Consider the following 22,962-nt stretch of genomic DNA (forward strand, 5'->3'; position numbering starts at 1 on the left):
TTTACCTATACAGTATTCGATACAGGAACGCGGTTAGGCAACCGCTAATACAACGAAGCGTTTCGGGAGTGTTCAACGGAAGAACTGCAAGGGAGGATGAGGCGGGCGAGTATGATGTGGCCTAGTACCTTGGTCGAAAAACAAGCGTTTAGGCACTGGTCTAGGGCGGGCGGTGCAACGGAGAACGTTGCACCCGTTGCACTTTGGCGATTTTTTAACCGCACAAACGATAAAGGGGAATCAGCTAAGTAACTGATTCCCCTTTATGTTTTGGCGGAGGGACAGGGATTCGAACCCTGGAAGGGCGTTAACCCTTGCCGGTTTTCAAGACCGGTGCATTCAACCGCTCTGCCATCCCTCCGGCTCACGGCGTTGCATACTACCAACTTTTAAGGATTCGTCAAGAGGGCGTTGGCAATCATAAGCTTAATGCGATGATGCGAATCGGCGCGGCGGCAGAAAATTGTGGCAAAGAGAGGTTAATCGGACCAGCCTGTAGAGGCACCTAAGTAACCGAGGAGAAGCCCATGTCAGGAAACACCGTACGGGTGCCTATCGAGCAGGCCAAGGAACTCCAACTGGCCAATATCCACATTATCGGTGCGGTAGGACGGCACGACGATGATCATCGCTATGTCGAATTGATGAGTGATCTGCAGCAGTTGCCGGTAACGCCCTCGAGCGACGCTCATAACAGTGAAGGGGCCCCCAACTTGTTACTTGTGGAGATCGACGACCCCAACGACTCGGAATGTTTACGCTCCGCCGTCGAGACGCTATCGCAACTCGAGACCTTCGAGCAGCGAGGCCATCATTTCAAGCAATTCTGATGCGGCTTTCATAAGCCTGCGAAGGGAGTCCCGGGATTGATGGGGCTCCCTTTTTTATGTGCTTGATCACGACTTTAGTAACTTGCACAGGGAACCAGAAGGCGGCATTCTTGATCTAACGGTAGCAACTTTACAGGGGAGCCAAATCGATGGCCTATCAGTCGCATGTGACCGACCGCCAGACGCGTGAGGTCAGTACCAACAAGGTATTGCGCAATACTTATATGCTGCTTGCCATGACGCTGCTGTTCTCGGCGGTGACGGCTGGAGCAGCCATGGCCATGGGCGTCGGCCAGATGAACATCTTCGTGTTCTTCATCGGGGCCTATGGGCTGATGTTTCTGGTGCACAAGACGGCGAATTCGACGGCCGGGCTATTGGCGGCTTTCGCTTTTACCGGCTTCATGGGCTTTACCTTGGGGCCAGTGCTTAGCCTGTACCTGTCGATACCCAATGGCGCACAGCTGGTCATGACTGCGCTGGCCATGACAGGGGCGACGTTCGTCGGCCTGTCTGCCGTCGCCTTGCTGACGCGCAAGGACTTCAGCTTCCTGGGCAATTTCCTGATGGCCGGCGCCATCGTCCTGATTCTCGCCATGGTCGTGGCGATGATTTTTGACATTGCCGCACTGGCTCTGGCGGTCTCCGCTGGGTTCGTGTTGTTCTCGTCGGCAGTCATTCTCTACCAGACTAGCGAGATCGTGCACCGTGCTGGTGAAACGAACTACATCCTGGCTACGATTACGCTCTATGTCTCGATCTACAATCTCTTTATCAGCCTGTTGTCTCTGCTCGGCATCATGAATGACGACTAAATAAACGCCGTCAGGGTATTATCGATATGGCCCCGTCCGGATGGACGGGGCCATGTCTTTTACTCATTGGCAAGAAGGGAGTCAGAATGAACTACGCGCTACTGGTACAAGGCGCTCCCTACAGCCAGCAAGCCGCTCACTCTGCCCTACGGTTTGCCCATGCCCTGATTGTTCGGGGGCACACCTTGGGTACGGTCTTTTTTTACCATGATGGGGTCTACAATGCGTCGCGGCTGGCAGCCCCACCCCAGGACGAACCCCACTTGGTAGAGGCTTGGCGCCAGCTGCATGAAGACCACGGTACGTCACTGTTGGTGTGTATCGCAGCGGCATTGCGGCGCGGCATCATCGATGAACGCGAGGCGCGACGTCATGGCAAGGAGGGATACACCCTCGAAGCGCCTTTTGAGCTGACTGGACTCGGTCAACTCATTGACGTTCATACCAGTCACGACCGGCTGGTCACTTTTTCACCATAGTGAATTCGACAGATATGAGTGATACGACCAATCACCCCATGCTCGTCGTGCTGCGCCATGCGCCGCATGGCAGTAGCTGGCTACGCGAGGGGCTCGATGTGGCGCTGGTCGGCGCTGCACTGGGCAAAACGGTCAACCTGCTTTTTCTCGGGGACGGTGTGTTGGCTCTTCGTTCCGGACAACAGCATGGGCCGCTCGGCCAAAAGGGTACGCATCCTACCCTGGATATGCTGGAGATGTACGATATCGATACATTGCTTGTCGATAGCGAGGCACTGACCCAGCGGGGGTTGACCGTCGCCGATCTCCAATTGCCCGCCAGCCCGGTTGAGGCAGTCTCGTTACCCGAACTCTTTGCCCAGCACTCACCGATCTATAGCTTCTAGCCGAGAGGAAGGACGGCATGCTGTTGCATATACTTAATCGTTCACAGTCATCAAGTCGGGTTCCGCTCGACACACTGCGTGCCATGAGCGGTAATGATCGGCTACTTCTCATCGAGGATGGGGTATATGGTGCGGTTGGGCCATTAGCCAACGTTTTCGCCGCCATCCAAGGGCGTGTCTATGCACTCCAAGAGGATCTGGCCTCGAGGGGGCTCGAAGACAGGCGTGACCCAGCGATCGAACTGGTCGACATGGATGGCTTCGTGGCGTTGACGGAGCAGGCGACGCAAACGGTGAGTTGGTACTGATCAATGACGGCACGGACACATGGGATCGAGATGACGGTCGATGGCCAAGAAATCGCGCTGGATCCCGAAGGGCATCTGGTCGACCTGGACGATTGGACGCCGGAGGTCGCAAAGGCGCTGGCAGCCAGGGAGGGACGCGTGCTAACCGAGGAGCACTGGGAGGTCATCGAGGTGCTGCGGGACTTCTACAGGCGTTATGAGATGGCACCGGCCATGCGCCCCCTGGTCAAGGCCGTGGGGCAGACGCTGGGAGCGGAAAAGGGCAGGTCCCTTCACCTGATGAAACTCTTTCCGGAGAGTCCCGCCAAGGTGGCCGCACGTCTTGCCGGCCTGCCGAAACCCACCAACTGCCTCTGATGAGGGCCCGTGAATTTTCTAGCCCATGCGTTACTGGCCAAGGGCGGCAGCGACGACTTTCTGTTCGGCAATCTGATTGCCGATGGCGTTAAGGGAAGCGATCTGGGCGCCTGGTCTGATGACGTAGCCAACGGCATTCGCCATCATCGACGTGTCGATGCCACGGTCGATATACACCCCGAGGTACTGGCCGCCCGCGCCAGGGCGCCGGGTGGTGGCAGGCGCTTTGCCGGGGTGGCCCTGGACATGGTTTGGGACCACTTCCTTGCCCGCGATCTCGAGGACGATGCCATTATCGAGCGTACCTACCGTGTGCTGGGTAGACGGCACGCGCCAGCGCGCCTGGGCGGCATGGTGCCGGCAATGTTGGCCCAGGACTGGCTGCGTGGTTATGCCGATTTCGAGTTTACCTGCAAGGCCTTGGCCGGGTTGGGCCGCCGCCTAAGCGGCCCCAACCGTCTCGAGGAACTCGTTCCCTGGCTGAAAGAGGACTATACGGCTATGGAAGACGCTTTCCATCGGCTATGGCCAGATATCAGCGCCCGCCTGAGCCGCTGAGTCGACTTCTTATCTCAGCCACAGGCATTCCAGCGTATCGCCCTCGTCAATGTCGGCAAACGGCGGCACGATAGCCAGGGCGTCGGCATCGATGCAGGACGAGAGTACATTGGAGTTCTGGTCGGCGAAGGCATGCGCCACGTTTTTTTCCGGACCGAATTCCAGGCTGACTCGCATGTAATGTCGTCGCCCCTGGGTCTGCGCCTTGAATCCTGCGCTAGCATAGACGCGTGGCAGCGACTCGAGCATGGGACAGCCAAGCAGTCGTCCCATCAGGGGCCGGAGAAATAGCCACGCCCCTACGTAACTCGATACCGGATTGCCTGGCAGCCCTACGAACCTAACCTGATCATCGTGCCTGTCACGAGGTAGGCGCCCCAAGGCCAGCGGTTTGCCCGGGCGCATCGCCAGGCGCCACAGATCCAATGAACCAAGCGCATCGAGCGCCTGCTTGACGTGATCCTCTTCACCGACGCTGACGCCGCCAGTGGTAACCACCACATCGGCCCCTGCGGCGGCTTGGCGGAGCATGTCACAGGTCGTTTCGTAGCGGTCGGGTACAGACTCCGCCATGACGACCTCGGCACCGAAACGCTCCAGTAACCGTTGCAACATGGGACGGTTGGAGTTGTATATCTGTCCCGGCAATAGCGGTTTGCCCGGATCGACGATCTCATCGCCGGTAAAGAGCAAGGCAACCCGGGGGCGGCGGCGCACACTGACGTCGGTAATGCCCTGCCCGGCGAGATGGCCGAGCGCGGCAGCCTCGAGACAAGTGCCTGCCCGCAAGAGTTTACTGCCCAACGCCACGTCGCAACCGCGACGCCGAATGTTATTGCCTTCAGGAATACCGGCGGGGAAGCGAATCCCCTCCGCGGTGTCTGCTACCTTTTCCTGCATGACAACGCAGTCCGCACCGGCAGGAATTTCGCCGCCGGTAAATATCCTGGCGCAACTCTTCGGCGCCAATGGGGCAGGGGGCATGCCAGCAGCCACTCGCTGGCTGACCGGCAGCGTCTTTCCGGCATCGCAAAGGCGCAAGGCATAGCCGTCCATGGCGCTATTGTCGGCGGGGGGCACATCTTGCTGCGCGATCACGTCTTCCGATAGCACCCGACCGCCGGCGCGCTCGACGGGAAGCGTCTCGCAGCAAAGGGCTTCAACGTCTTCGAGCAAGGCGCTCAACGCCTCTTCCACACTCTGAAGCCCGGAGCCGTGTTGCTCAGCCATGAGTCCCTCGCCCGGGAATGACCAGGTTGGCATAGTTGCATGGTTTGTGGCGGCTATCCAGCTGCTCACGGAGGATGCCGTTCCAGGCCGTACGGCAGGCGCCCGTGGACCCAGGCAGGCAGAAGATTACCGTGGCATTGGCCAGTCCGCCCAGGCAACGGCTCTGGATGGTCGAACTACCGATTTCCTGCCAGGAAAGATGGCGGAACAGCTCGCCAAAGCCTTCGATCGTCTTGTCGAGCAGGACGCCAATGGCTTCCGGCGTGGAGTCGCGACCGGTGAAGCCGGTTCCCCCCGTAGTAAGCACGACCTGTACCCCCGGATCGGCTATCCACTCGGCAACCTCAGCGCGAATGCGATATACATCGTCGGCGACGATGCGTTTTTCGACCAGACGATGACCTTCCATCGTCAGGCTCTCGACCAGCACCTGTCCTGAACGGTCGGTGTCTTCCGTACGGGTATCGGAAATCGTCAATACCGCGATATTCAGAGGGACGAAGGCGCTCCCGGTATCGCTCATGAACGCTCCTTGGCTTTCTGACGTGCATCGAGTGCCGCGAGCTGCTCCGGTGTGGCGGGTTGCTGGTACTTGTCCTTCCACTCGCTGTAGGGCATCCCATAGACATGTTCGCGAGCCGCTTCATAGTCGAGTTCGGTGCCTCGCTCCTGTGCAGCGGCAACCAGCCATTTGGAAAGGCAGTTACGGCAAAAGTCCGCCAGGATCATCAGATCGATGTTCTGAACGTCCTTGTTGGCATCCAAGTGCTGAAGCAAACGCCGAAAGGCGGCCGCCTCCAGTTCGGTGCGTGTCGTATCGTCCAATTGTTGCATGGCAGGATTCCCCCTGATCGAGATGAGTGATGATGACCGCCGGATCGGTCCGGTCAGCTCGCATCGCTACGCGTACACACGGAAAGTACGATGGCATCGTGATCGCTCGCGGACACCAGCGCATGGCCCATGTCGCTGTCAAAATAGATGCTGTCGCCTTGCTCGAGTACCAACGGTTCGTAGAATTCGGTATATAGCCGAATGATCCCTTCGAGAACGATGAGAAACTCCTCTCCATCGTGGCGCACCCACTCGGAGAACTCTTCGAAGCGCCGCGCCCTGACAATGGTCTTGAAAGGTATCATGCGCTTTTGTGCAAGCTGCCAGGACAACAGTTCGTGCTCATAGGTCGGCGTTGGGTGCTGCTGGCCCTCGCCGACGCGGGTCAGGTCTCGCCGCCCCAACGTCCGGCTCTGCGGCTTGGGCGGGCTGAGCAACTGGGGCAGGTCGATGCCCAGCCCGCCGATGAGTTTCTGTACCGCCGTAAACGTCGGCGAGATCTGATCGTTCTCGATCTTGGACAGCGTAGAGCGGGCCAGCCCGGTACGCTGGCTGACATCCTCCAGCGTCCACTGATTGGCCAGGCGAATTTCTTTGAGTCGTTCACCCAGCCTCAGCGGCTCTACGAACGGCTTGCGACCCGAAGCAATGCGAAGCGCCGCCTCTTGATCGGTGTTGGCTGACATGGCGGTTCACTATAGGAAATAAAGTTTCCTCGATCCTATCACAGGAACTCTCGGCAAAGGGCGGCGTAACGCGAAGCACCCTCCTCGCTCTGTCAAATGGCTTTTTCCTCTTCCCGAGTGTAAGGCAACCCCAGCAGCGCCTGGACATGCGCCGTTGCACTCCTGCCCAGCGCATCCAGGTCATAGCCGCCTTCCAGCACCGACACCAGCCGCTTGCCGGCATAAATGCGTGCCACGTCCATTATCAGCGTGGTGATCCAGTGGTAGTCCTCGTCATCGAGACACAACTCGGCCATCGGATCGGCACGGTGGGCGTCGAAGCCGGCCGAGACGAGAATCAGCTCAGGCCGGTGGGCCTGCAGGGCAGGAAGCCAGTCCCGTTCGATGGCATGCCGGAAGGCCACGCTGTCGGTGCCGGAATCCAGCGGGGTGCAGACGACGTTCTCTGCCTCGGGGCGCAGGTAACGCCAAGGATAGAAAGGGTATTGGTAACTGGTGCAGATCAGCACGTCCGGGTCATTGGCAAAAATGTCGATGGTGCCGTTGCATTGATGCACATCGAAATCGAGGATGGCCAAGCGCTTTACGCCATACTTGGCACGCGCGTGGGCGGCCCCGACGGCCACATTGTTGTAGAAGCAGAATCCCATGGCCTCGGTGGCTTCGGCATGGTGTCCCGGCGGCCGTACGGCACAGAAGACGTTGTCGGCCTGGTGACGGTAGACCTGATCGATACCACGCACCACGGCTCCCGCGGCCAGACGAGCCACGTCGAGGCTGTGGGGATTCATGAACGTATCGTTGTCCAGGTTGATCAGGCCGTGCTCGGGCACGCATTTGCCAAGGGCGACCAAGTGGCGCTGCGGATGCACGCGAGCCAACTGCTCGTCACTGGCCTGACGCGCTTCCGATTGCATGGTCTGCTGAAGAATGCCGGCCAGGGCCATGCGTTTGCGAATGGCTTCCAGGCGCAGGGGACTTTCCGGATGCTCCGGCCCCATATGATGCAGATCACAATGGGGGTGGGTGATAAAGGAAGTGATCATGGCGGCTCTCCGGAACGACAAGCTGCGACATTAATTGCGCCCGATGCTTGCATGACAGTGGCAATAAGTCGTACACAAGGGATGACGATGAGCAAGGAGTCAGGTTGTGGGTACGCGTTTTCTACGCCATTTCTTCGAGCCGAGAACCCTCGCAGTCATCGGGGCTTCCGAAAAACCCCACTCCATGGGCGGACTGGTCATCCGTAACCTGGAGGATAGCGGGTTTCCAGGCACCATTTGGGCAGTCAATCCCAAAGGCTATGCCAAGGTATTCGAAAGGCCATGCGTTAAACGCGTGAGCGACCTGCCCGAAGTTCCCGACCTGGCGATCGTCTGCTCGCCGGTGGCCACGGTACCCAAGTTGATTCAGCAACTGGGACGCTTCGGCGTACGGGCGGCGATGGTGCTTTCCGGGGGCTCTTACCTGAACGATCAGGACGACGATGGCACCTCGATCCGCGAGCAGATGCTGGCAGCCGCCCGACGTTCGGGAATCCGTGTGCTGGGCCCTGAATGCCTTGGGTTGATCGTGCCTGGACGCAAGCTCAATGCGACCTACGCCAGTCAGCCGGTCAAGCAGGGACGCGTCGCCTACCTCGGCCAGTCGGGGATGCTCGGCAACGCCATGATCGATTGGGCGGCGGGCCGGGGGATCGGCTTTTCGCATCTGGTGACGTTGGGGGACAGTATCGACGTGATGCTCCCCGACCTGATCGATTACATCAATCAATTTTCGCCAACGCAGGCGATCCTCCTGCATCTGGAACGTATCTTCGACTCCCAGCACTTCATGACGGCATTGCGCGACGCGTCGCGCAATCGGCTCGTGCTGGCTATAAAGAGCGGACGCACGCCGCAATCGGAGCTTTCCGATGTTCCTCCGACGCCGGGTGTCGCCAACCGCGACGTCATCTTCGATGCCGCCCTGGCCCGTGCCGGAGTGGTGCGAGTCGACAACTCCGACGAACTCTTCGATGCCTTGGAAACGCTTTCGCGCATGAGGCCGCTGCGCGGGGACCGCCTGGCCATCGTCTCCAATGGGCTTGGCCCGGCACTGCTGGCCATCGATAAGCTCATCACGGCGGGAGGCAAGCTGGCGGAATTCACCGACCAGACCCGCCAGGCACTGGTCAAAGGGGATTTCGATGTCAGCCTGCCCGGGCGCAACCCGGTCGACCTAGGTGGCAATGCGCGGCCGGAGCGCTTCGTGGAGGCGTTGGAGATCGTCGCCAACGACCCCGGCGTGGATAGCGTCTTGGTCGTTCATGCCCCGACACGCATGGCCCCTTCGAAGACCACGGCAGAGGCGTTGGTCGCCAATCGCAGGCGCTTCAAGCGCAACCTGCTGACTAGCTGGATGGGGCTCGAGGAAGCCTTGTCAGCGCGCCATGAATGCAACCTCGCGGGCATACCGACTTACATATCTCCTGAAAAGGCCGTAAAGGCCTTCATGCACATGGTGGATTACCAGCGTGTCCAGGCCTTGTTGCAGGAAACGCCCCCCAGCTTGCCCTTCGCCACGACCCCGGAAATTCGCGCCCGTTGTCATCGCCTGATCGAGGCTGCCAAGGAACGCGGAAGAGACCAGCTGACTCATGAAGAAACCGGCAAGGTCCTCGAAGCGTACGGAATTCCCACCGCCCCGAGCTGCTATGTGTTTTCCGCCGAGGAGGGTGCGGCACGTGCAGTGGAGTTCGAGGGGCGCATGGCTCTGAAAGTGGTCCACGAACACAACTGTGTGCCTTATCGATACCGCAAGCATCCTCACAAGTTGTCGTCGGGACTGCTGCAGGATCTTCATACCCCCGAGCAGGTCGCTGAAGGGGTGCGGCAACTGGGCGACAAGGTTCGTGAGAAGTTCCCTGACGTTTGTATCTATAGCTACTGTCTGCAGGCCATGCAGCGTGGCAAGCATTCCATGCAATTGTGCGCCGGGATCACTCGCGATCCCATTTTCGGCCCGATCATCGTCTTCGGCATCGGTGGCTACAAAGTCAACGTCCTTGCCGATCGCCATGTGGCGCTACCGCCGTTGAACATGACACTCGCCAACGACCTGGTGTCCCATACCCATGCCGCCAAGTTGATACTGGAGCATTCACGCACTCCCCAGCGCGACATAAATCGCCTGTGCCAGCTACTCGTGAAACTATCTCAAATCGCGTCCGATTTGCCCGAGCTCAAGGGGCTCGAAATCAATCCGCTGCTACTCAATCGCGACGGACTGGTGGCGGTCGATTTCGCCATGGATCTGGGTACTCCGGCACGACATGCAATCATGCCGTATCCGGAAGAATTGCGTGAATGGTTGATGTTGAAGAATGGAATGCAAGTCGAGATCCGCCCCATCCGCGGCGAGGACGCACCGCTGATCACCGGTTTTCATTCCCAACTCTCCGAAGAGAGCATTCGTTTTCGCTACTTCCATAACAAGGCCGATCTGACCAAGCGCGACCTGTCGATCCTGGCGCAGATCAATTACGACCGGCAGATGGCTTTCATCGCCGAGCACGTTCGCGACGACGACAGCAAGGAAATGCTGGGGGTCGTCAGGGTGTGGAACGACCCCGACAATATTCGCACCGAATTTTCCATCATCATCCGCGACGATCTTCAAGGGCAAGGCCTGGGCAGTGCACTGATGAACAAGATGATCCGCTACTGCAAGGGGGTCGGCACGCTGGAAATGGTCGGCAAGATCATGGTCGATAACCATCCGATGCGTGCGCTCATGAAGCACCTCGGTTTTACCCTGCATTACAACATGGAGGAGCAGGTCGTGGATGCCGTACTGCGCCTCAACGAGCCTACCAGCGAATGGCAGCGGCACCGCCTGGAAAACCAGGCGTACTGAGCGCAAGCCCGGTCGGGTTCACACTCGCGCAGCTGTGGCATCGCCTGACTCGGAAACGTTCAAAAATGCTCCAGAAGCCCACAATGGCAGGCCCGGGTTATTGAACCGTTGATCAACCATCAGAGTTTCTGATTTGCCCAGCTTTGAATAAAACCGTATGATTGCTTTTCCATAACGATTTATTATTGTCGCGGCGCTAAAGCATCGCACTGCGCTATGGTTTAGCGATTGGCCCGACCCGGGCGCGCCGTCGACAGGAACCGAAGGGCGACATACGGACAAGCCGATGAGCGACAATACACAACAGACCAAGATTCAGGTGCGCGGCCTGAGCAAGGTCTTTGGCAATCAGCCGAAGAAAGCGCTCGAGTTACGTGACCAAGGGCTCAAACGACCCGAAATTCTCGAAAAGACGGGGCAGACGCTAGGCCTTTCCAACATCAGCTTCGATGTCAAGGAAGGGGAGTTACTTGTCATCATGGGCCTGTCCGGCTCCGGCAAGTCGACCCTGATTCGCTGCCTGAATCGGCTGATCGAGCCGACCGAAGGCGACATTATCATCGGTGGCGAGAACATTCCCAAGCTCAGCGACAAGGAGCTGCTCGAATGTCGTCGCCGCCACTTTTCGATGGTCTTTCAGCATTTCGCGCTGTTTCCTCATCGTAGTGTGCAGCTCAATGCCGAGTATGGCCTGGAAATTCGCGGAGTCGACAAGGCCGAACGTGCCCAAAAGGCACGTGCTGCACTCAAGCAGGTCGGCCTGGATGGATGGGAAGATGCTTTTCCCAATCAACTGTCGGGAGGCATGCAACAGCGTGTCGGCCTGGCCCGTGCCCTGGCCAACGACTCGACGGTCCTGCTCATGGACGAGGCGTTTTCGGCACTCGATCCGTTGATTCGCAAGGACATGCAGCAGGAGCTGCTCGAACTCCAGCATCGCATGAAGAAAACCACCATCTTCATCACGCATGATCTGGATGAAGCCCTCAACATTGGCGATCGCATCATCCTGCTCAAGGATGGGGAAATCGTTCAGATCGGCACGCCGGAAGAAATTCTGACGCAGCCCGCCGATGACTATGTGGCGCGCTTCATCGAAGGCGTCGATATGTCTCGTGTTTTGACTGCTCGCCACGCCATGCGGCCGGTGCGGGCGACGGCAAAGTCCGACGACGGTCCCAGAACCGTGCTGCACAAGCTCAGCGAGAACGGCCTCGACTCCATTTACGTGACCAATCGCGAACGCAAGTTGATAGGCCTGATCGAAGCCGATGACGCCAACCGGGCGGCGCGCGAAGGCAGGAATACCTTGGAGGGGATAATCAGCGACGACTTCCCACGCGTCGGCCCCGACGAGCCACTGCATAACCTGTTCGCCATGTTCAATGAGAAGAGCTTTCCGATTGCCGTTATCGATGATGATCAGCGACTCCTCGGCGTCGTGGTCAAGGGTGCCGTACTGGCGGAACTGGCTGAAGCAGGAGAACACTGATGGCTATCGACATTCCTCGTATTCCGCTGGGCGACTGGATCGAAGGCGGGCTCGACTTTCTCACCTCTGAATATTCGATGGTGACGCGCGGCATTTCGCGTTTCACCCAGACCGGCATCAATGCCTTGAACGATGCCCTCATGTGGATGCCCGTATGGGCGCTCATGGCACTGATCGGTCTGCTGTGCTGGCGGCTGTCTGGCATTCGCCTGGCTGTCGGCTCGGTACTCGGCTTGCTGCTGATCTGGAATCTGGGGCTCTGGGATCCGATGATCGAGTCGCTGACACTGGTCGTCATCGCTACGCTCGTCGCGGTGATCATCGCCTTGCCGCTCGGGATCCTCGCGGCAGTGTCCGACCGGTTCTACAGTCTGATCATGCCGATACTCGACTTCATGCAGACCATGCCGGCCTTCGTTTACTTGATTCCGGCTATCCCGTTCTTCGGCATCGGCTCCGTCTCGGCCATATTTGCCACAGTGATCTTTTCCATGCCACCGGCCATCCGCTTCACGACGCTAGGTATCCGCCAAGTTCCCAAGGACCTGGTCGAAGCGGCGGATGCCTTCGGCTCGACACGCAGTCAGAAGCTGATCAAGGTACAGTTGCCGCTCTCGCTACCCACCATCATGGCGGGCATCAATCAGACCATCATGCTGGCCCTGTCGATGGTCGTCATCGCAGCCATGATCGGCGCCGATGGTCTCGGTAACGAGGTCTGGAAAGCCATCCAGCGTTTGCGCCCCGGCGATGGTTTCGAGGCCGGCATTGCGGTAGTCATTCTGGCCATGATCCTGGACCGCCTGACCCAGGCTCTGCGCCATGGCAAAAAAGCAAAATAACAACGCTGTAAGGCCCGGCCTGATCACAGGCCGGTAAAAGCGGGCGTCGGCCATCTATCGGCCGGTGACTCGACCATGTCATCCAGAAGGGAAAAGTGATGAAAACGATAAACGCTCTATCTCGCGCCGTTCGCTACGGCTCCGTGTTGATGGTAGCTGGCATCGGTTTCGCCGCCGGGACAGGCCAGGCACAGGAACAGGACAAGGGAACGGTCGAACTGGCTTATGTGGAATGGTCTTCCGAGGTGGCCTCGACCAATGTGGTGCGTGCCGTCCTTGAGCAGATGGGCTACGAGGTGGAAATGTCGTCGCTCTCTGCCGCTGCAATGTGGCAGGCGGTAGCTTACGGTGATGCCGACGCCATGGTGGCGGCATGGTTGCCGACCACGCATGAAGACTACTATGAGCAGACCAAGGATCAGGTGACCGACCTGGGACCCAACCTGAATGGCACCAAGCTGGGTCTCGTGGCACCCGCTTACACCGATATCGATTCCATCGATCAGTTGGCCGACAAGGCCGGCACCATCAACGGCGAAATTATCGGTATCGATCCCGGCGCCGGCCTAATGGGTCTGACCGAGGAAGCGATGGACGAATATGAGCTGCAAGACGCTATTGAATTACAGTCAGGCAGCGGAGCGACGATGACCGCGGCCTTACAAGCCGCAATCAACAACCAGGAAGATATCGTCGTGACCGGCTGGACACCGCACTGGATGTTCGCTCGCTGGGATCTGAAGTATCTCGACGATCCCAAGAACGTCTATGGCGGTGCCGAGCAGATCAATACCATCGCGCGTCAGGGCCTGCAGGAAGATATGCCAGAAGTTTATGCTTTCCTGGATAATTTTTCCTGGACGCCCGAGCAGATGGGCGAGGTCATGCTGATGAATCAGCAAGAAGACAGCGACCCCTACGAAAACGCCAAGCAGTGGGTGGAAGAGAACCAGGACGTCGTGTCCGAATGGCTCGGGAAATAAGCCGTTCCTCGATCAGCCATAAAACGACGCCCGACCATCAGGTCGGGCGTTTTTCATGGCGGGACCGAATGAGTCGTCAGGGAGCCAGCCGCACTTTCAACCAGCCATGACCTTCGTGACGGCTGTAGCGCAGCCGGTCGTGCAGGCGGTCCTGCTGGCCTTGCCAGAATTCGATCATGGACGGTTCGATGCGATATCCGCCCCAGTGATTGGGGCGCTTGACCGGCTGGCCATCGTAGACCTGCTCGAAGCGATGCTTGCGCTCCTCCAACCAGCTACGGTCGGGAATCTCCACGCTTTGCTGCGAAATCCAGGCACTCAGCTGGCTATTGCGCGGACGGCTGAGAAAATACGCCTCCGATTCCTGAGCATCGATCTGCCATACCCGACCTTCGATGCGTACCTGGCGCTGGATCGTCGGCCACCAGAAGACCAGAGCCGCATGCGGCACGTTGGCCAGCTCGCTGCCCTTGTGGCTCTGATAGTTGGTATAAAACACAACGCCCTGGTCATCGATACCTTTCAGGAGCACGATTCTGGCATGTGGCAAGCCCTGGCTGTCGACGGTAGCCAATGTCATGGCATTGGCGTCGTAGGGCTCATTTTCCAGAGCGAGTGCCAGCCAATCCTGAAACAGTGGCAACGGTGTATCGGGCGACGTCGATGTATCCAGGTCGTCCCCGGTATAATTGCGTCGGACATCGGCAATATCGCGAATCATGGCGCTCTCCTGACGTTTTCCCTTCATCTTCGCCGCTGTCGGCGTTGGGCTCAAGATGAATTGTTTTGGCTCAACCCGGCACGAACCAGCCCAGTTGGATCATGGCCATATAAAGTCCAGTGCCACCGATGATCGATAGCAAGGCATTGCGTCGCCAGACATGCAGGACCGCCACGCTGATGGACGCAACGATAAGCGGCAAGCCGTTTTCTCCGCCATTGAGGCTTCCCTCTGCCAGTGGTCGAAAGTTACGTAGCGCATAGATCACCAGAATCAGCATGACCGCCGGAGGCAGAAACTTACCCAGGTGCAGAATCAAAGGATGCTCGGCATGCCGCGACAGGGCGACGAACGGCAGCACGCGCGTCGCGAATGTCGCCAGGGCGCACACGGCAATGACCAACAACAGCATAGTCTCACTCATGCCCGATTCTCCTGACGTCGATCAACCCAGAGATAATGGGCGAGAAGTACCAGGCTAGCGGTACCGATCGCACCAAGCAGCAGATGGCGATCGGGAAGCAACACAATGGCCCCTAGGCCGACGACCAGTGCAACGAGAAAGGGCAGGGCTTTGCGCAGGCGTCGCGCCTGTTCCAGGGTCAGCACGATGAACAGAGCCGTCAGCGCAAACTCGATTCCCCGGCTATCGAACTCCAACGTAGCGCCGGCCAGTGCACCGGCGAGTGTGCCAAGCACCCACCACAGCTGGTTCAATGCACTGATGCGCCAGGCACACGCATGATCGTGACGATCCAGCGTCGTGTGCCGCTGACTGGTCAACAGCGAATATGTCTCGTCGGTCAAGGCGAAGATCAGATAAGGCTTACGCCAGCCGGCACCCTGAAAACGCTTGAGCAAAGAAAGCCCATAAAAAAGATGCCGCGAATTGAGCATGAACGTGGCTACGGCGATCTCCAGCAATCCGGCATGATTGGCAAGCAGCGTGACGGCAAGGAACTGCCCGGCACCGGCATAGATGAAGAGCGACATCAGCAGCGCTCCCCACCAGGGATGGTCCAACTGCATGAAGAGGATGCCGAATGCTGCTCCCAAGGGGAGATAGCCGAACATGACTGGAACGGTCTGAAGCATGGCGTCCCGCCAATCGCTGACATGTGAAGACACGAGCGCTTACCTGATCGTTTGGCAAAAGTTCATGATATACGAATATGCGTGAATGCTGGCATCGAGGCAGTCGATCGAGGGCCAACAACGGTTCAGGCCAGCCAATCGTGCGCGGCAAAGACCAGACCGCAGAGCAACCAACCGCACACGGCATAGGGCAGGTTCCAGCGCATGACGTCCTTGGCCTGGACATCGTAACGTACGCTTAACGCCAGATTGCTGCCGGATAACGGGCTGCTGCCTGTCCCCAGTGCCCATCCCATCAGGAACAGCATGCCCAACAATGTCGGGTCGGGGGATAGCGGCGCCAACAGCGGGGCGAGCGTAGTGACGCCAACCAGCGGATGGATACCGACAAAAGCCAGAGCCACGATAAGGCCCAGCAGGAGCCAGGCATGCCACTCGCCGAACTCGGTAAAGGGCAGGTCGGGACCGTCCGGCCAGCTAGCCAGCATGGCAGCCAGCCCGCTGGAGAGCACGCCGGCCGCCAGGAACAGGGCGAATTGTGGGGCCAAGCGAGGTAAGCCGTCATTGCATTGATGGCGCAGTCGGCCAAGGCGATCCGAGCGCGGCATGAGCAGAATGGCGAACAGGGGCGAGACGATGCTGATGATTAGCGGAATCGATAGACTGGGCCACCAACGGTGAATCACCACGACCGAAAGGGCGAGGGTGCAGGGCAGGATCAAGGCATTCGCCTCGAGGGGATAGCCGATGAAGTCGCCACCGACCCGATAGGCATCCAGCGCGACCAGACCCAGCAGCAGGGCGGCAGCAGTCAACCCCCAAGGCAACAACGCCAGGAAATCGAGCCCCGGCGCATAGGTCAATGCCACCCCCATGGCGACGAAGAACGGCGACCAGGCCGCGGCGGCAGGAAAGGCTCGCCCCAGCACGATCATCTGCTGCTTGTTGAGCTGGCCATCACGCTGCATACGATCGCCAAACAGGAACAATGCCGACATATTGATGACAGCACCAAAAAAATGTACGCCAAACAAGGTACCTAGCAGGCTGCCTTGCTGACGCTGGGAAGACACAGCCTTGTCGGTCGGCGTGGCCAACGACAGGAAGCTGATCCCGGCAAACATCATCAGCAATGTCTGATTGATCACGAGAGCGGTAACGAGTGAGTTCGGCGTGTCGCGAAGTAGCGCCACTGCCCAGAACGCAGCGCCTGCGCCGCCCAGTAGCAGGGTCTGTCGGCGTGAGGTCCGGGGCAACTGACGCCCCAATCGCAGGGTGGCGAGCCAGCTCAGCACAGCCGCGGGCCACATCGGCCAGTTCAGCAGGCTGCTGGCAACGCTGAGCAACAGCATGGCGAGAATGAGGGCGCTCGAATGCCTCACGAGACGGCAAGTTGCCGGCTACGCCAGCGGGCGAAGAACATGCTGGCGATGAACAGGGCGAGGCTGGCCACGACCTCGAGCATTCCCAGCCAGGCCTTGTCCGGTAGCGTGGCGATCATCACCCCTTGCATGAAATAGAGCAGGCTCACGAAAGCCAGCCAGGCATGGCCACGCGGCCGTCGCGTCACGATCGAAGGCAGAAACAGCACCAGTGGCAAAATGCGCACCAGCATGGGCATTAGCCCGCTATCGCTCTGAGCCTGTAACTGCAAACCTCCCAGAAACAGCAGGGCAATCAACACGCCATAGCTGACGATCACGCCTTGTCGAGAAAGCCGGGTCAAACGATCCAGCCCATGGCGCTTCTCCAGGCGCTCCAGTGCAGCGCGCATCAGGCCTCCTCGCGAAGTGCACGCAACGCCATCGCCAGACGCGCCACTCTGCGCCCCTGGGCCCGCGCCAGCGAACGTTCGATATCGTCGACACTACGATCGCTGCGTTCCCCGGCGACATGACTGGTGCCATAGGGAGTACCGCCGCTGGTCGTGGCCACTAGCCCATCCTCGCTGTAAGGCACACCGGCATAGACCATGCCCTGGTGGAGCAGAGGGACCAGCATGGTGAGCAATGTGGCTTCCTGGCCACCATGCAGGCTGGCCGTGGAAGTGAACGCCGTGGCTGGCTTGTCGATCAACGCCCCGTTGAGCCAGAGTTCGCTGGTACCGTCGATGAAATACTTGAGCGGTGCCGCCATGTTGCCGAAACGAGTCGGACTGCCGATTGCAAGCCCAGCACACTGCCGAAGATCCTCCAGCGAGGCGTAAACGGCGCCTTCGTCTGGAATCTCGGGCTCGACCGCCTCGCAGGTCGTGGACACTGGAGGCACGGTACGCAGCCGTGCATCCATCCCGGCGATCTCTTCGATGCCAGCAGCTATCTGCTCGGCCAGGGCGCGTGTCGCGCCAAAACGGGAATAGTAGAGAACCAGGACATAGGGGCGGGAAAGGCTCATCGTGACTCCAGGCTGGGGTTCACTTGCTATCGATAAGGGTAAGGATCGCTTCCGGTGGACGGCCGATCACGGCTCGATCACCACGGTCCAGGATCGGTCGTTGCAGTAGGCGCGGGTGCTCGGCGATAGCGGCGAGACAGGCTTCGTCATCCGCCTCGCTAAGGCCCAACGCCTTCCATTCCGCTTCGTTACTGCGCACCAAAGAGGCCAACGGTGCATCCAGGCGTGCCGCCAAGGAGCGCAATTCCTCCAAGTCCAAGGGATCGTCCAGGTAACGACGCACCTGCAGGTCGATGTCATGCGCACTGAGCAGAGCCAGTGCTTCGCGTGACTTGGAGCAACGGGGATTGTGGTAAAGAATCAGCGCAGCCATGCCGCCATTGTCCTTTGGAAAGTATCGTTTTTTCAGATGATTGCAAACATTCTAAGCCGATCGTACGGCACTCCACAACGCAACGGCTGTCTCATAGACTGGCAGTGCGCGATGGGTTCGAGCTTGAGGGAACGATGATCGCGCCTGATAGTATGTAGTACATAGACATCTGCGGGAGGGCGCTGCATGAACCACTGCCTGGAACAGAATCTCGATTTCGGCAGCCTGATGGGAGACGAGGTCAAGCCGCTATCCAAGGGGCGCGACAAGGCCGATATCACCGCGACGCCCCGCTCGCCGAGCGAAGCGCAACTGGCTCGCCGTGCCAGTGCCGAAGAGGAAACCACTACAGGCAATTTCCTCAGCGACGAATTCGTCGACCTGTTGCCTGAGCACGATCCCATCGAATTTCGACGCAACGGCATACAGACGGGCGTCATCGACCGCCTGCGTCAAGGCGGCTATGCGCCCGAAGCACGTCTGCATCTACTCAAGCAACCCGTACGTACATGCCGCAGCGAGCTGTTCTCTTTCATTCAGGATGCCGTCGCCCATGATCTGCGCTGCCTGCTCGTCGTGCATGGCCGGGGCAAGGCCGTGGACAGCCACGCCAACGTCGTCCGTTCCTATGTAGCCAAGTGGCTCACGCAGTTCGAGGAGGTCCAGGCTTATACCTCGGCCCAGCCAGCGCATGGTGGGATCGGGGCGACCTACGTCATGCTGCGCAAGTCGGAGCGAGCCCGGGCTCGCAATCGGGAAATTCAGCAAAAACGACGCGGCTGAATGAGCGTTGACGATACGACGGCGCCGCCCAATAGGCGGCGCCGTTACCCATTCGATCTGCCTACCGGCAGGCTCGTTCAGGTCGCTTCGCGCAGACGACGCTCGAACAGCGCTTCCTTGACGTCGACGCCAGGCTGATAGCTGACGCTGAACGCTCCCAAGGCACGCAGTGCGTCGTCCAGATGCTGATCCTCACGCAGTGCCAGGGCGTCGAAGCCACAGCGAGTCATATAGAAAAGCTGGTCGACCAGAACATCGCCAATCGCACGAATCTCGCCCGCAAACCCGTACCGCTCGCGTAGCAGGCGGGCCAGCGTGTAGCCACGCCCATCGGTGAAGGCGGGAAAGTCGATGGCAACGAGAGGGGCCTTGGTGAGTTCCTCGGCCAATGTCGGATTCAGTTCGGTATCACTGGGCAGCCACGGTGCCAGGTCCGCTTCGCCAGTGTGCTGTTGCCAAATCGACAGGGGAACGATGGCCGGCCGTCGATCGGGGAGCCCATCTTCATCGCGGCACAAACTCCAGGTGTCCCGCTCGGGCTGGCCCAGCTTGATCAGCGTGGTATCCGGTTGATCGTTATGCATACACCCGCTCCTTGAAGGGCTTGATCCCAATACGGCGATAGGTATCCAGGAAGCGTTCGTCGTCGTGGCGCTGTTCCACGTACACCTGGAGTACCTTGTCGATGACGTCAGGCACGTCCTCGCGATAGAAGGAGGGGCCGAGAATCTTGCCTAGCGACGCATCGTCCCGGGAGTTGCCGCCCAGCGATACCTGGTAATACTCCTCCCCCTTCTTGTCGACGCCCAGAATACCGATATTGCCCACGTGGTGATGGCCGCAGGCGTTCATGCAACCGGAGATATTGAGGTCCAGGGGGCCGAGATCGTACAGGAAATCCAAGTCCTCGAAGCGCTCCTGAATGGCCTGGGCGATAGGTATCGATACGGCGTTGGCCAGCGAGCAATAGTCGCCACCGGGGCAGCAGATGATATCGCTGAGCGTACCTACCGTAGGATTGGCCATGCCCAGCGCCTGGAGTTTGTGCCACAGCGCCTCGATCTCATCGACGGGCACGTCGGAAAGCACCAGATTCTGCTCGTGCGTCACGCGCATTTCGCCGAAGCTGAACACCTCCGCCAAGTCGGCGATGGCATCCATCTGGTCGGCCGTGACGTCGCCTGGGGCATGTTCACGCCGTTTGAGCGACAGAGTGACGGCTTTGTAGCCGGGCACTACATGATCGGTCACGTTGTTGGTCACGAAGCGTGCAAAGGCGCGATCGTTCTGGCGCAGTTGCTCATAGGCGACGATGGCTGCCTCGCTGACCTCACGGCGACTGGGTTCCGGGAAGTGCGCCTTGGCATTATCGACAGCCGCCTGGGTCAAGGTCTGTGGCCCATCCTTGAGGTGCGCCCACTCTTCCTCGACGCGACGCCGGTATTCCTCGATCCCCAGCGCCTTGACCAGAATCTTGATGCGCGCCTTGAACTTGTTGTCGCGGCGGCCGAACTGGTTATAGACACGGACGCAGGCCTCGAGATAGGTGAGCAGGTGCTGCCAGGGCAGATCCTCACGGACCACGTCGCCGACCATGGGAGTGCGGCCCAGTCCGCCGCCGGCCAGGACGCGTGCACGCAGCTCACCCTTGTCGTTATGCCACAGGCGCACACCGATGTCGTGCACCTGGATCGCAGCTCGGTCGTGGTCCGCTCCGGTGACAGCAATCTTGAACTTGCGCGGAAGATAGGCGAATTCCGGATGCAGGGTCGACCACTGGCGAATCAGTTCGCACCACGGGCGAGGATCCTCCACCTCATCCTTGGCGATGCCGGCGAATTGGTCGCTCGTGGTGTTGCGAATGCAGTTACCGCTGGTCTGGATGGCATGCATCTGCACCTTGGCCAGTTCGGCAAGAATCTCGGGGACGTCCTCGAGCTTCGGCCAGTTCAACTGCAGGTTCTGACGCGTCGTGAAATGACCGTAGCCACGGTCATAACGCCGTGTAATGTCCGCCAGTGTGCGAAGCTGTTCGCTGGACAGCATGCCGTAGGGAATGGCGATACGCAGCATGGGCGCATGACGCTGGATATACAGGCCATTCTGCAAGCGCAAGGGACGGAATTCCTCTTCGCTCAACCGTCCGGCCAGATAACGGTCCATCTGGTCACGGAATTGTGCGACGCGTTCGTCTACGAGCGTCTGGTCGTAGGTGTCGTACCGATACATACAGGCGTGTCCTGCTAGTCAGGGCGAAATGGGATCTGTGCCGTGACACAGACCATACTCCGTTTCTTTTATTCTATGAAAGAATAAATAGGCATAGTTTTTAACATTAACGTTATTACGGCCTCGGCCGTTCAGGGGCCGGGCATGACCCGCTAACGTACGAAACCGATAGGGGCGGGCACCAAGGAGGCCGGGCAACAGGTAGCCTGCAATGATACCGAATGACGCCAATGACAGGTAGATCCTTTCAAGGAATGCAGCAAGAGAGCTGAATATCGATCGGAAAGCGTGCATATCATGCTAGAGACTCACCATCTGCCAACGGCGACGCTGCCAGATGAGTACGAACCACAACGAGTTCAGGCAGCGGTAACCCAACTGAACCCACCAGACCCCGAGAAGGCCGTGATCGTGTATCGCGCCGATCCACCACGCCAAAGGCAGGAAGAGCAGCCATTGGGAACACAAGGTGACCGCCATGACCGTGCGATTGGCGCCGGCGCCGAGTAGCGCCTGTCCCAGTACGAGGGCGGCCGCATCCAGCACGATCATGAGGGCCGTCAGCTGTAGTGGCAGCCTTCCCAGCGCCAATAGATCGGCATCGTGCAGGAAAAGGCGAAGAATGGCCTCGGGAAACAGCAGCATCGGCAATGCCAGCAGGGCCAGGCAAGCCCATGCGACATGGACCACATCCCATCCCCAGCGATGCGCATCATCGGGCGTATCGCGTCCCAGAGCTTGGCCTACCAGACTCATCGCTGCGAGCCCCAGGCCGACGCCAGGCAGGATAAGCAACAGCGACAGGTTGACCAGCACGTGACCCACCGCCACGCTCGCGGTACCGATCAGCCCAAGGATCCAGAACAGCACGGCATAGCCGCCAGCAAACCACACCTGTTGCAGCGAATGGGGAATCGCCAGGCGCAGCGTCGTGGACACATCCTTGCGGGACGGCCATTGCCAGGCTTCTACGCCGGGCCCGACATGGGAGCGGCTATGGTAGACCCACAGTGCCAGCCCAAAGAACAAGGCAATCGCCGTGCCGGCACCAGCCCCGGGTGCACCCAGGCGGGGCAGTCCGATGCCATGGATCAGGCCGATACTGGTTGCCACGTTGACGACATGCATGAGCAGGATAATGCGTAGGTAGATGCCGGTCTGCTGGATACCGCTCCAGAAACCTCGAAAGCAGAAGATCATGGCCACCGGCAGCAGCGCTATGACTCGCCAGCGAAAATACTCGACGGCTACCGACTGGACGTCGGCCTGCTGGGTTATCAGTGTCAGCAGGCGGGGAGCCTGCCACAAACAAAGCGCCGTCAAGGGCAGCGCCACGCACAAGGCGATCAGCAGGCCGGCATGGAGTGCAATGGCGCGCCGTGGCCGATTATTCTCGCCATGACGGCGAGCCGTCTGCGCCTGGACGCTGGAGGACAGGCCGAACAGCAATGCCGTAACCAGAAACATCGCATAGCCGCCAATGCCGACGCCGGCGAGTGCAACTTCTCCCAGTGCCCCGACCAGTGCAGCATCGATCAGGTTGATCAGGCTCTGGGAGAGCATGGCGCCAATGATCGGTAGCGCCAGCTTGAGAATGGTCTGACTGCGTGTACTTTCCGGCAGCATGCGTGATCTCGAAGCTTGGCCCGCCTGGGCGGGCCAACTTA

The 22,962-nt window shown here is 59.3% G+C and carries 27 protein-coding genes and 1 tRNA gene; 12 read left to right on the forward strand and 16 right to left on the reverse strand.

From position 1 onward, the window contains the following. Positions 1 to 271 precede the first annotated feature (271 nt). Positions 272 to 361 (reverse strand) — tRNA-Ser (locus MHM84_RS01340). 166 nt (positions 362 to 527) lie between these two features. Here MHM84_RS01340 and MHM84_RS01345 point away from each other — a divergent pair. From MHM84_RS01345 to MHM84_RS01375, 7 genes are all read left to right on the forward strand, one after another. Then, complete coding sequence (locus tag MHM84_RS01345) at positions 528 to 830, forward strand: hypothetical protein (RefSeq protein ID WP_239261651.1); 303 nt, start codon at positions 528 to 530, stop codon at positions 828 to 830. A 149-nt stretch (positions 831 to 979) separates the two neighbouring features. Then, positions 980 to 1,645 (forward strand): Bax inhibitor-1/YccA family protein, encoded by a 666-nt coding sequence (locus MHM84_RS01350; RefSeq protein WP_239261653.1) that lies wholly within the window; start codon positions 980 to 982, stop codon positions 1,643 to 1,645. A gap of 86 nt (positions 1,646 to 1,731) precedes the next feature. Beyond that, positions 1,732 to 2,124, forward strand: coding sequence for a sulfurtransferase complex subunit TusD (gene tusD / locus MHM84_RS01355; protein ID WP_239261655.1), 393 nt, complete (start codon positions 1,732 to 1,734; stop codon positions 2,122 to 2,124). A gap of 14 nt (positions 2,125 to 2,138) precedes the next feature. Further along, complete coding sequence (gene tusC / locus MHM84_RS01360; protein WP_239261657.1) at positions 2,139 to 2,510, forward strand: sulfurtransferase complex subunit TusC; 372 nt, start codon at positions 2,139 to 2,141, stop codon at positions 2,508 to 2,510. A gap of 17 nt (positions 2,511 to 2,527) precedes the next feature. Beyond that, complete coding sequence (gene tusB, locus MHM84_RS01365; protein ID WP_239261659.1) at positions 2,528 to 2,818, forward strand: sulfurtransferase complex subunit TusB; 291 nt, start codon at positions 2,528 to 2,530, stop codon at positions 2,816 to 2,818. Positions 2,819 to 2,821: 3 nt separating this feature from the next. Beyond that, complete coding sequence (locus tag MHM84_RS01370; protein WP_239261661.1) at positions 2,822 to 3,175, forward strand: TusE/DsrC/DsvC family sulfur relay protein; 354 nt, start codon at positions 2,822 to 2,824, stop codon at positions 3,173 to 3,175. Positions 3,176 to 3,184: 9 nt separating this feature from the next. Further along, complete coding sequence (locus MHM84_RS01375) at positions 3,185 to 3,733, forward strand: ACP phosphodiesterase (protein ID WP_239261663.1); 549 nt, start codon at positions 3,185 to 3,187, stop codon at positions 3,731 to 3,733. Between the two features lie 9 nt (positions 3,734 to 3,742). Here MHM84_RS01375 and glp read toward each other — a convergent pair whose 3' ends face one another. From glp to MHM84_RS01400, 5 genes are all read right to left on the reverse strand, one after another. Then, positions 3,743 to 4,963, reverse strand: coding sequence for a gephyrin-like molybdotransferase Glp (gene glp, locus MHM84_RS01380; RefSeq protein ID WP_239261666.1), 1,221 nt, complete (start codon positions 4,961 to 4,963; stop codon positions 3,743 to 3,745). Further along, positions 4,956 to 5,486, reverse strand: coding sequence for a molybdenum cofactor biosynthesis protein B (gene moaB / locus MHM84_RS01385; RefSeq protein WP_239261669.1), 531 nt, complete (start codon positions 5,484 to 5,486; stop codon positions 4,956 to 4,958). Before moaB ends, glp begins: the two co-directional genes overlap by 8 nt. After that, entirely contained in the window at positions 5,483 to 5,797 is a 315-nt protein-coding gene (locus tag MHM84_RS01390) for a DUF1244 domain-containing protein (protein WP_239261671.1), read from the reverse strand. The genes moaB and MHM84_RS01390 overlap by 4 nt, the downstream gene beginning before the upstream one ends. Positions 5,798 to 5,850: 53 nt before the next feature. Continuing rightward, complete coding sequence (locus MHM84_RS01395; protein ID WP_239261673.1) at positions 5,851 to 6,483, reverse strand: XRE family transcriptional regulator; 633 nt, start codon at positions 6,481 to 6,483, stop codon at positions 5,851 to 5,853. A 92-nt stretch (positions 6,484 to 6,575) separates the two neighbouring features. Next, positions 6,576 to 7,529: a histone deacetylase family protein gene (locus MHM84_RS01400; protein WP_239261675.1), complete on the reverse strand. Its 954-nt coding sequence runs from the start codon at positions 7,527 to 7,529 to the stop codon at positions 6,576 to 6,578. Between the two features lie 106 nt (positions 7,530 to 7,635). On the opposite strand from MHM84_RS01400, the gene MHM84_RS01405 reads away from it, so the two are divergent. From MHM84_RS01405 to MHM84_RS01420, 4 genes are all read left to right on the forward strand, one after another. After that, a complete protein-coding gene (locus MHM84_RS01405) occupies positions 7,636 to 10,383 on the forward strand; it encodes a bifunctional acetate--CoA ligase family protein/GNAT family N-acetyltransferase (RefSeq protein WP_239261677.1) in 2,748 nt (915 codons plus the stop codon). Between the two features lie 286 nt (positions 10,384 to 10,669). Beyond that, positions 10,670 to 11,875, forward strand: a complete 1,206-nt coding sequence (locus MHM84_RS01410) for a glycine betaine/L-proline ABC transporter ATP-binding protein (RefSeq protein ID WP_239261679.1) — start codon at positions 10,670 to 10,672, stop codon at positions 11,873 to 11,875. Then, entirely contained in the window at positions 11,875 to 12,717 is an 843-nt protein-coding gene (locus tag MHM84_RS01415; RefSeq protein ID WP_239261681.1) for a proline/glycine betaine ABC transporter permease, read from the forward strand. Before MHM84_RS01410 ends, MHM84_RS01415 begins: the two co-directional genes overlap by 1 nt. A gap of 98 nt (positions 12,718 to 12,815) precedes the next feature. Beyond that, entirely contained in the window at positions 12,816 to 13,700 is an 885-nt protein-coding gene (locus MHM84_RS01420; RefSeq protein WP_239261683.1) for a glycine betaine ABC transporter substrate-binding protein, read from the forward strand. Positions 13,701 to 13,776: 76 nt separating this feature from the next. Here MHM84_RS01420 and pdxH read toward each other — a convergent pair whose 3' ends face one another. The 7 genes from pdxH to arsC all read right to left on the reverse strand — a co-directional run bounded on the left by pdxH (position 13,777) and on the right by arsC (position 18,283). After that, positions 13,777 to 14,421 (reverse strand): pyridoxamine 5'-phosphate oxidase, encoded by a 645-nt coding sequence (gene pdxH, locus MHM84_RS01425; RefSeq protein ID WP_239261685.1) that lies wholly within the window; start codon positions 14,419 to 14,421, stop codon positions 13,777 to 13,779. Between the two features lie 70 nt (positions 14,422 to 14,491). Beyond that, positions 14,492 to 14,845, reverse strand: a complete 354-nt coding sequence (locus tag MHM84_RS01430) for an AzlD domain-containing protein (protein WP_239261687.1) — start codon at positions 14,843 to 14,845, stop codon at positions 14,492 to 14,494. After that, positions 14,842 to 15,516 (reverse strand): AzlC family ABC transporter permease, encoded by a 675-nt coding sequence (locus tag MHM84_RS01435; RefSeq protein WP_239261690.1) that lies wholly within the window; start codon positions 15,514 to 15,516, stop codon positions 14,842 to 14,844. Before MHM84_RS01435 ends, MHM84_RS01430 begins: the two co-directional genes overlap by 4 nt. A 125-nt stretch (positions 15,517 to 15,641) precedes the next feature. After that, positions 15,642 to 16,826, reverse strand: a complete 1,185-nt coding sequence (locus tag MHM84_RS01440; protein WP_239261693.1) for a hypothetical protein — start codon at positions 16,824 to 16,826, stop codon at positions 15,642 to 15,644. Between the two features lie 68 nt (positions 16,827 to 16,894). Further along, positions 16,895 to 17,290, reverse strand: coding sequence for a DUF2069 domain-containing protein (locus tag MHM84_RS01445; protein ID WP_239261695.1), 396 nt, complete (start codon positions 17,288 to 17,290; stop codon positions 16,895 to 16,897). After that, entirely contained in the window at positions 17,290 to 17,910 is a 621-nt protein-coding gene (gene wrbA, locus MHM84_RS01450) for an NAD(P)H:quinone oxidoreductase (protein ID WP_239261697.1), read from the reverse strand. The genes MHM84_RS01445 and wrbA overlap by 1 nt, the downstream gene beginning before the upstream one ends. A 19-nt stretch (positions 17,911 to 17,929) precedes the next feature. After that, the gene (gene arsC, locus MHM84_RS01455; RefSeq protein WP_239261699.1) at positions 17,930 to 18,283 is read right to left on the reverse strand and encodes an arsenate reductase (glutaredoxin); all 354 of its coding nucleotides are present in this window, start codon (positions 18,281 to 18,283) and stop codon (positions 17,930 to 17,932) included. 186 nt (positions 18,284 to 18,469) lie between these two features. Between arsC and smrA the strand changes: the two genes are divergently transcribed. Further along, the gene (gene smrA / locus MHM84_RS01460; protein WP_239261701.1) at positions 18,470 to 19,066 is read left to right on the forward strand and encodes a DNA endonuclease SmrA; all 597 of its coding nucleotides are present in this window, start codon (positions 18,470 to 18,472) and stop codon (positions 19,064 to 19,066) included. Between the two features lie 77 nt (positions 19,067 to 19,143). On the opposite strand, the gene MHM84_RS01465 is transcribed toward smrA, so the two are convergent. From MHM84_RS01465 to MHM84_RS01475, 3 genes are all read right to left on the reverse strand, one after another. Beyond that, positions 19,144 to 19,650 carry a DUF934 domain-containing protein gene (locus tag MHM84_RS01465; RefSeq protein ID WP_239261703.1) on the reverse strand — a complete coding sequence of 169 codons (507 nt, stop codon included), beginning with the start codon at positions 19,648 to 19,650 and terminating at the stop codon, positions 19,144 to 19,146. Then, entirely contained in the window at positions 19,643 to 21,295 is a 1,653-nt protein-coding gene (locus MHM84_RS01470; protein ID WP_239261705.1) for a nitrite/sulfite reductase, read from the reverse strand. Before MHM84_RS01470 ends, MHM84_RS01465 begins: the two co-directional genes overlap by 8 nt. 300 nt (positions 21,296 to 21,595) lie before the next feature. Then, positions 21,596 to 22,921 (reverse strand): MATE family efflux transporter, encoded by a 1,326-nt coding sequence (locus MHM84_RS01475; RefSeq protein ID WP_239261707.1) that lies wholly within the window; start codon positions 22,919 to 22,921, stop codon positions 21,596 to 21,598. Positions 22,922 to 22,962: the final 41 nt, after the last annotated feature.

The organism is Halomonas sp. McH1-25 (genome assembly GCF_022348165.1).
In the GTDB taxonomy this organism is placed as follows: Bacteria; Pseudomonadota; Gammaproteobacteria; order Pseudomonadales; family Halomonadaceae; genus Modicisalibacter.

What these genes read in the sequence shown, in the direction of transcription:
- MHM84_RS01345 (WP_239261651.1), top strand. Translation starts at nt 528, where the DNA reads ATGTCAGGAAACACCGTACGGGTGCCTATCGAGCAGGCCAAGGAACTC.
- MHM84_RS01350 (WP_239261653.1), top strand. Translation starts at nt 980, where the DNA reads ATGGCCTATCAGTCGCATGTGACCGACCGCCAGACGCGTGAGGTCAGT.
- tusD (WP_239261655.1), top strand. Translation starts at nt 1,732, where the DNA reads ATGAACTACGCGCTACTGGTACAAGGCGCTCCCTACAGCCAGCAAGCC.
- tusC (WP_239261657.1), top strand. Translation starts at nt 2,139, where the DNA reads ATGAGTGATACGACCAATCACCCCATGCTCGTCGTGCTGCGCCATGCG.
- tusB (WP_239261659.1), top strand. Translation starts at nt 2,528, where the DNA reads ATGCTGTTGCATATACTTAATCGTTCACAGTCATCAAGTCGGGTTCCG.
- MHM84_RS01370 (WP_239261661.1), top strand. Translation starts at nt 2,822, where the DNA reads ATGACGGCACGGACACATGGGATCGAGATGACGGTCGATGGCCAAGAA.
- glp (WP_239261666.1), bottom strand. Translation starts at nt 4,963, where the DNA reads ATGGCTGAGCAACACGGCTCCGGGCTTCAGAGTGTGGAAGAGGCGTTG.
- moaB (WP_239261669.1), bottom strand. Translation starts at nt 5,486, where the DNA reads ATGAGCGATACCGGGAGCGCCTTCGTCCCTCTGAATATCGCGGTATTG.
- MHM84_RS01390 (WP_239261671.1), bottom strand. Translation starts at nt 5,797, where the DNA reads ATGCAACAATTGGACGATACGACACGCACCGAACTGGAGGCGGCCGCC.
- MHM84_RS01395 (WP_239261673.1), bottom strand. Translation starts at nt 6,483, where the DNA reads ATGTCAGCCAACACCGATCAAGAGGCGGCGCTTCGCATTGCTTCGGGT.
- MHM84_RS01400 (WP_239261675.1), bottom strand. Translation starts at nt 7,529, where the DNA reads ATGATCACTTCCTTTATCACCCACCCCCATTGTGATCTGCATCATATG.
- MHM84_RS01410 (WP_239261679.1), top strand. Translation starts at nt 10,670, where the DNA reads ATGAGCGACAATACACAACAGACCAAGATTCAGGTGCGCGGCCTGAGC.
- MHM84_RS01415 (WP_239261681.1), top strand. Translation starts at nt 11,875, where the DNA reads ATGGCTATCGACATTCCTCGTATTCCGCTGGGCGACTGGATCGAAGGC.
- MHM84_RS01420 (WP_239261683.1), top strand. Translation starts at nt 12,816, where the DNA reads ATGAAAACGATAAACGCTCTATCTCGCGCCGTTCGCTACGGCTCCGTG.
- pdxH (WP_239261685.1), bottom strand. Translation starts at nt 14,421, where the DNA reads ATGATTCGCGATATTGCCGATGTCCGACGCAATTATACCGGGGACGAC.
- MHM84_RS01430 (WP_239261687.1), bottom strand. Translation starts at nt 14,845, where the DNA reads ATGAGTGAGACTATGCTGTTGTTGGTCATTGCCGTGTGCGCCCTGGCG.
- MHM84_RS01435 (WP_239261690.1), bottom strand. Translation starts at nt 15,516, where the DNA reads ATGCTTCAGACCGTTCCAGTCATGTTCGGCTATCTCCCCTTGGGAGCA.
- MHM84_RS01440 (WP_239261693.1), bottom strand. Translation starts at nt 16,826, where the DNA reads ATGTGGCCCGCGGCTGTGCTGAGCTGGCTCGCCACCCTGCGATTGGGG.
- MHM84_RS01445 (WP_239261695.1), bottom strand. Translation starts at nt 17,290, where the DNA reads ATGCGCGCTGCACTGGAGCGCCTGGAGAAGCGCCATGGGCTGGATCGT.
- wrbA (WP_239261697.1), bottom strand. Translation starts at nt 17,910, where the DNA reads ATGAGCCTTTCCCGCCCCTATGTCCTGGTTCTCTACTATTCCCGTTTT.
- arsC (WP_239261699.1), bottom strand. Translation starts at nt 18,283, where the DNA reads ATGGCTGCGCTGATTCTTTACCACAATCCCCGTTGCTCCAAGTCACGC.
- smrA (WP_239261701.1), top strand. Translation starts at nt 18,470, where the DNA reads ATGAACCACTGCCTGGAACAGAATCTCGATTTCGGCAGCCTGATGGGA.
- MHM84_RS01465 (WP_239261703.1), bottom strand. Translation starts at nt 19,650, where the DNA reads ATGCATAACGATCAACCGGATACCACGCTGATCAAGCTGGGCCAGCCC.
- MHM84_RS01470 (WP_239261705.1), bottom strand. Translation starts at nt 21,295, where the DNA reads ATGTATCGGTACGACACCTACGACCAGACGCTCGTAGACGAACGCGTC.
- MHM84_RS01475 (WP_239261707.1), bottom strand. Translation starts at nt 22,921, where the DNA reads ATGCTGCCGGAAAGTACACGCAGTCAGACCATTCTCAAGCTGGCGCTA.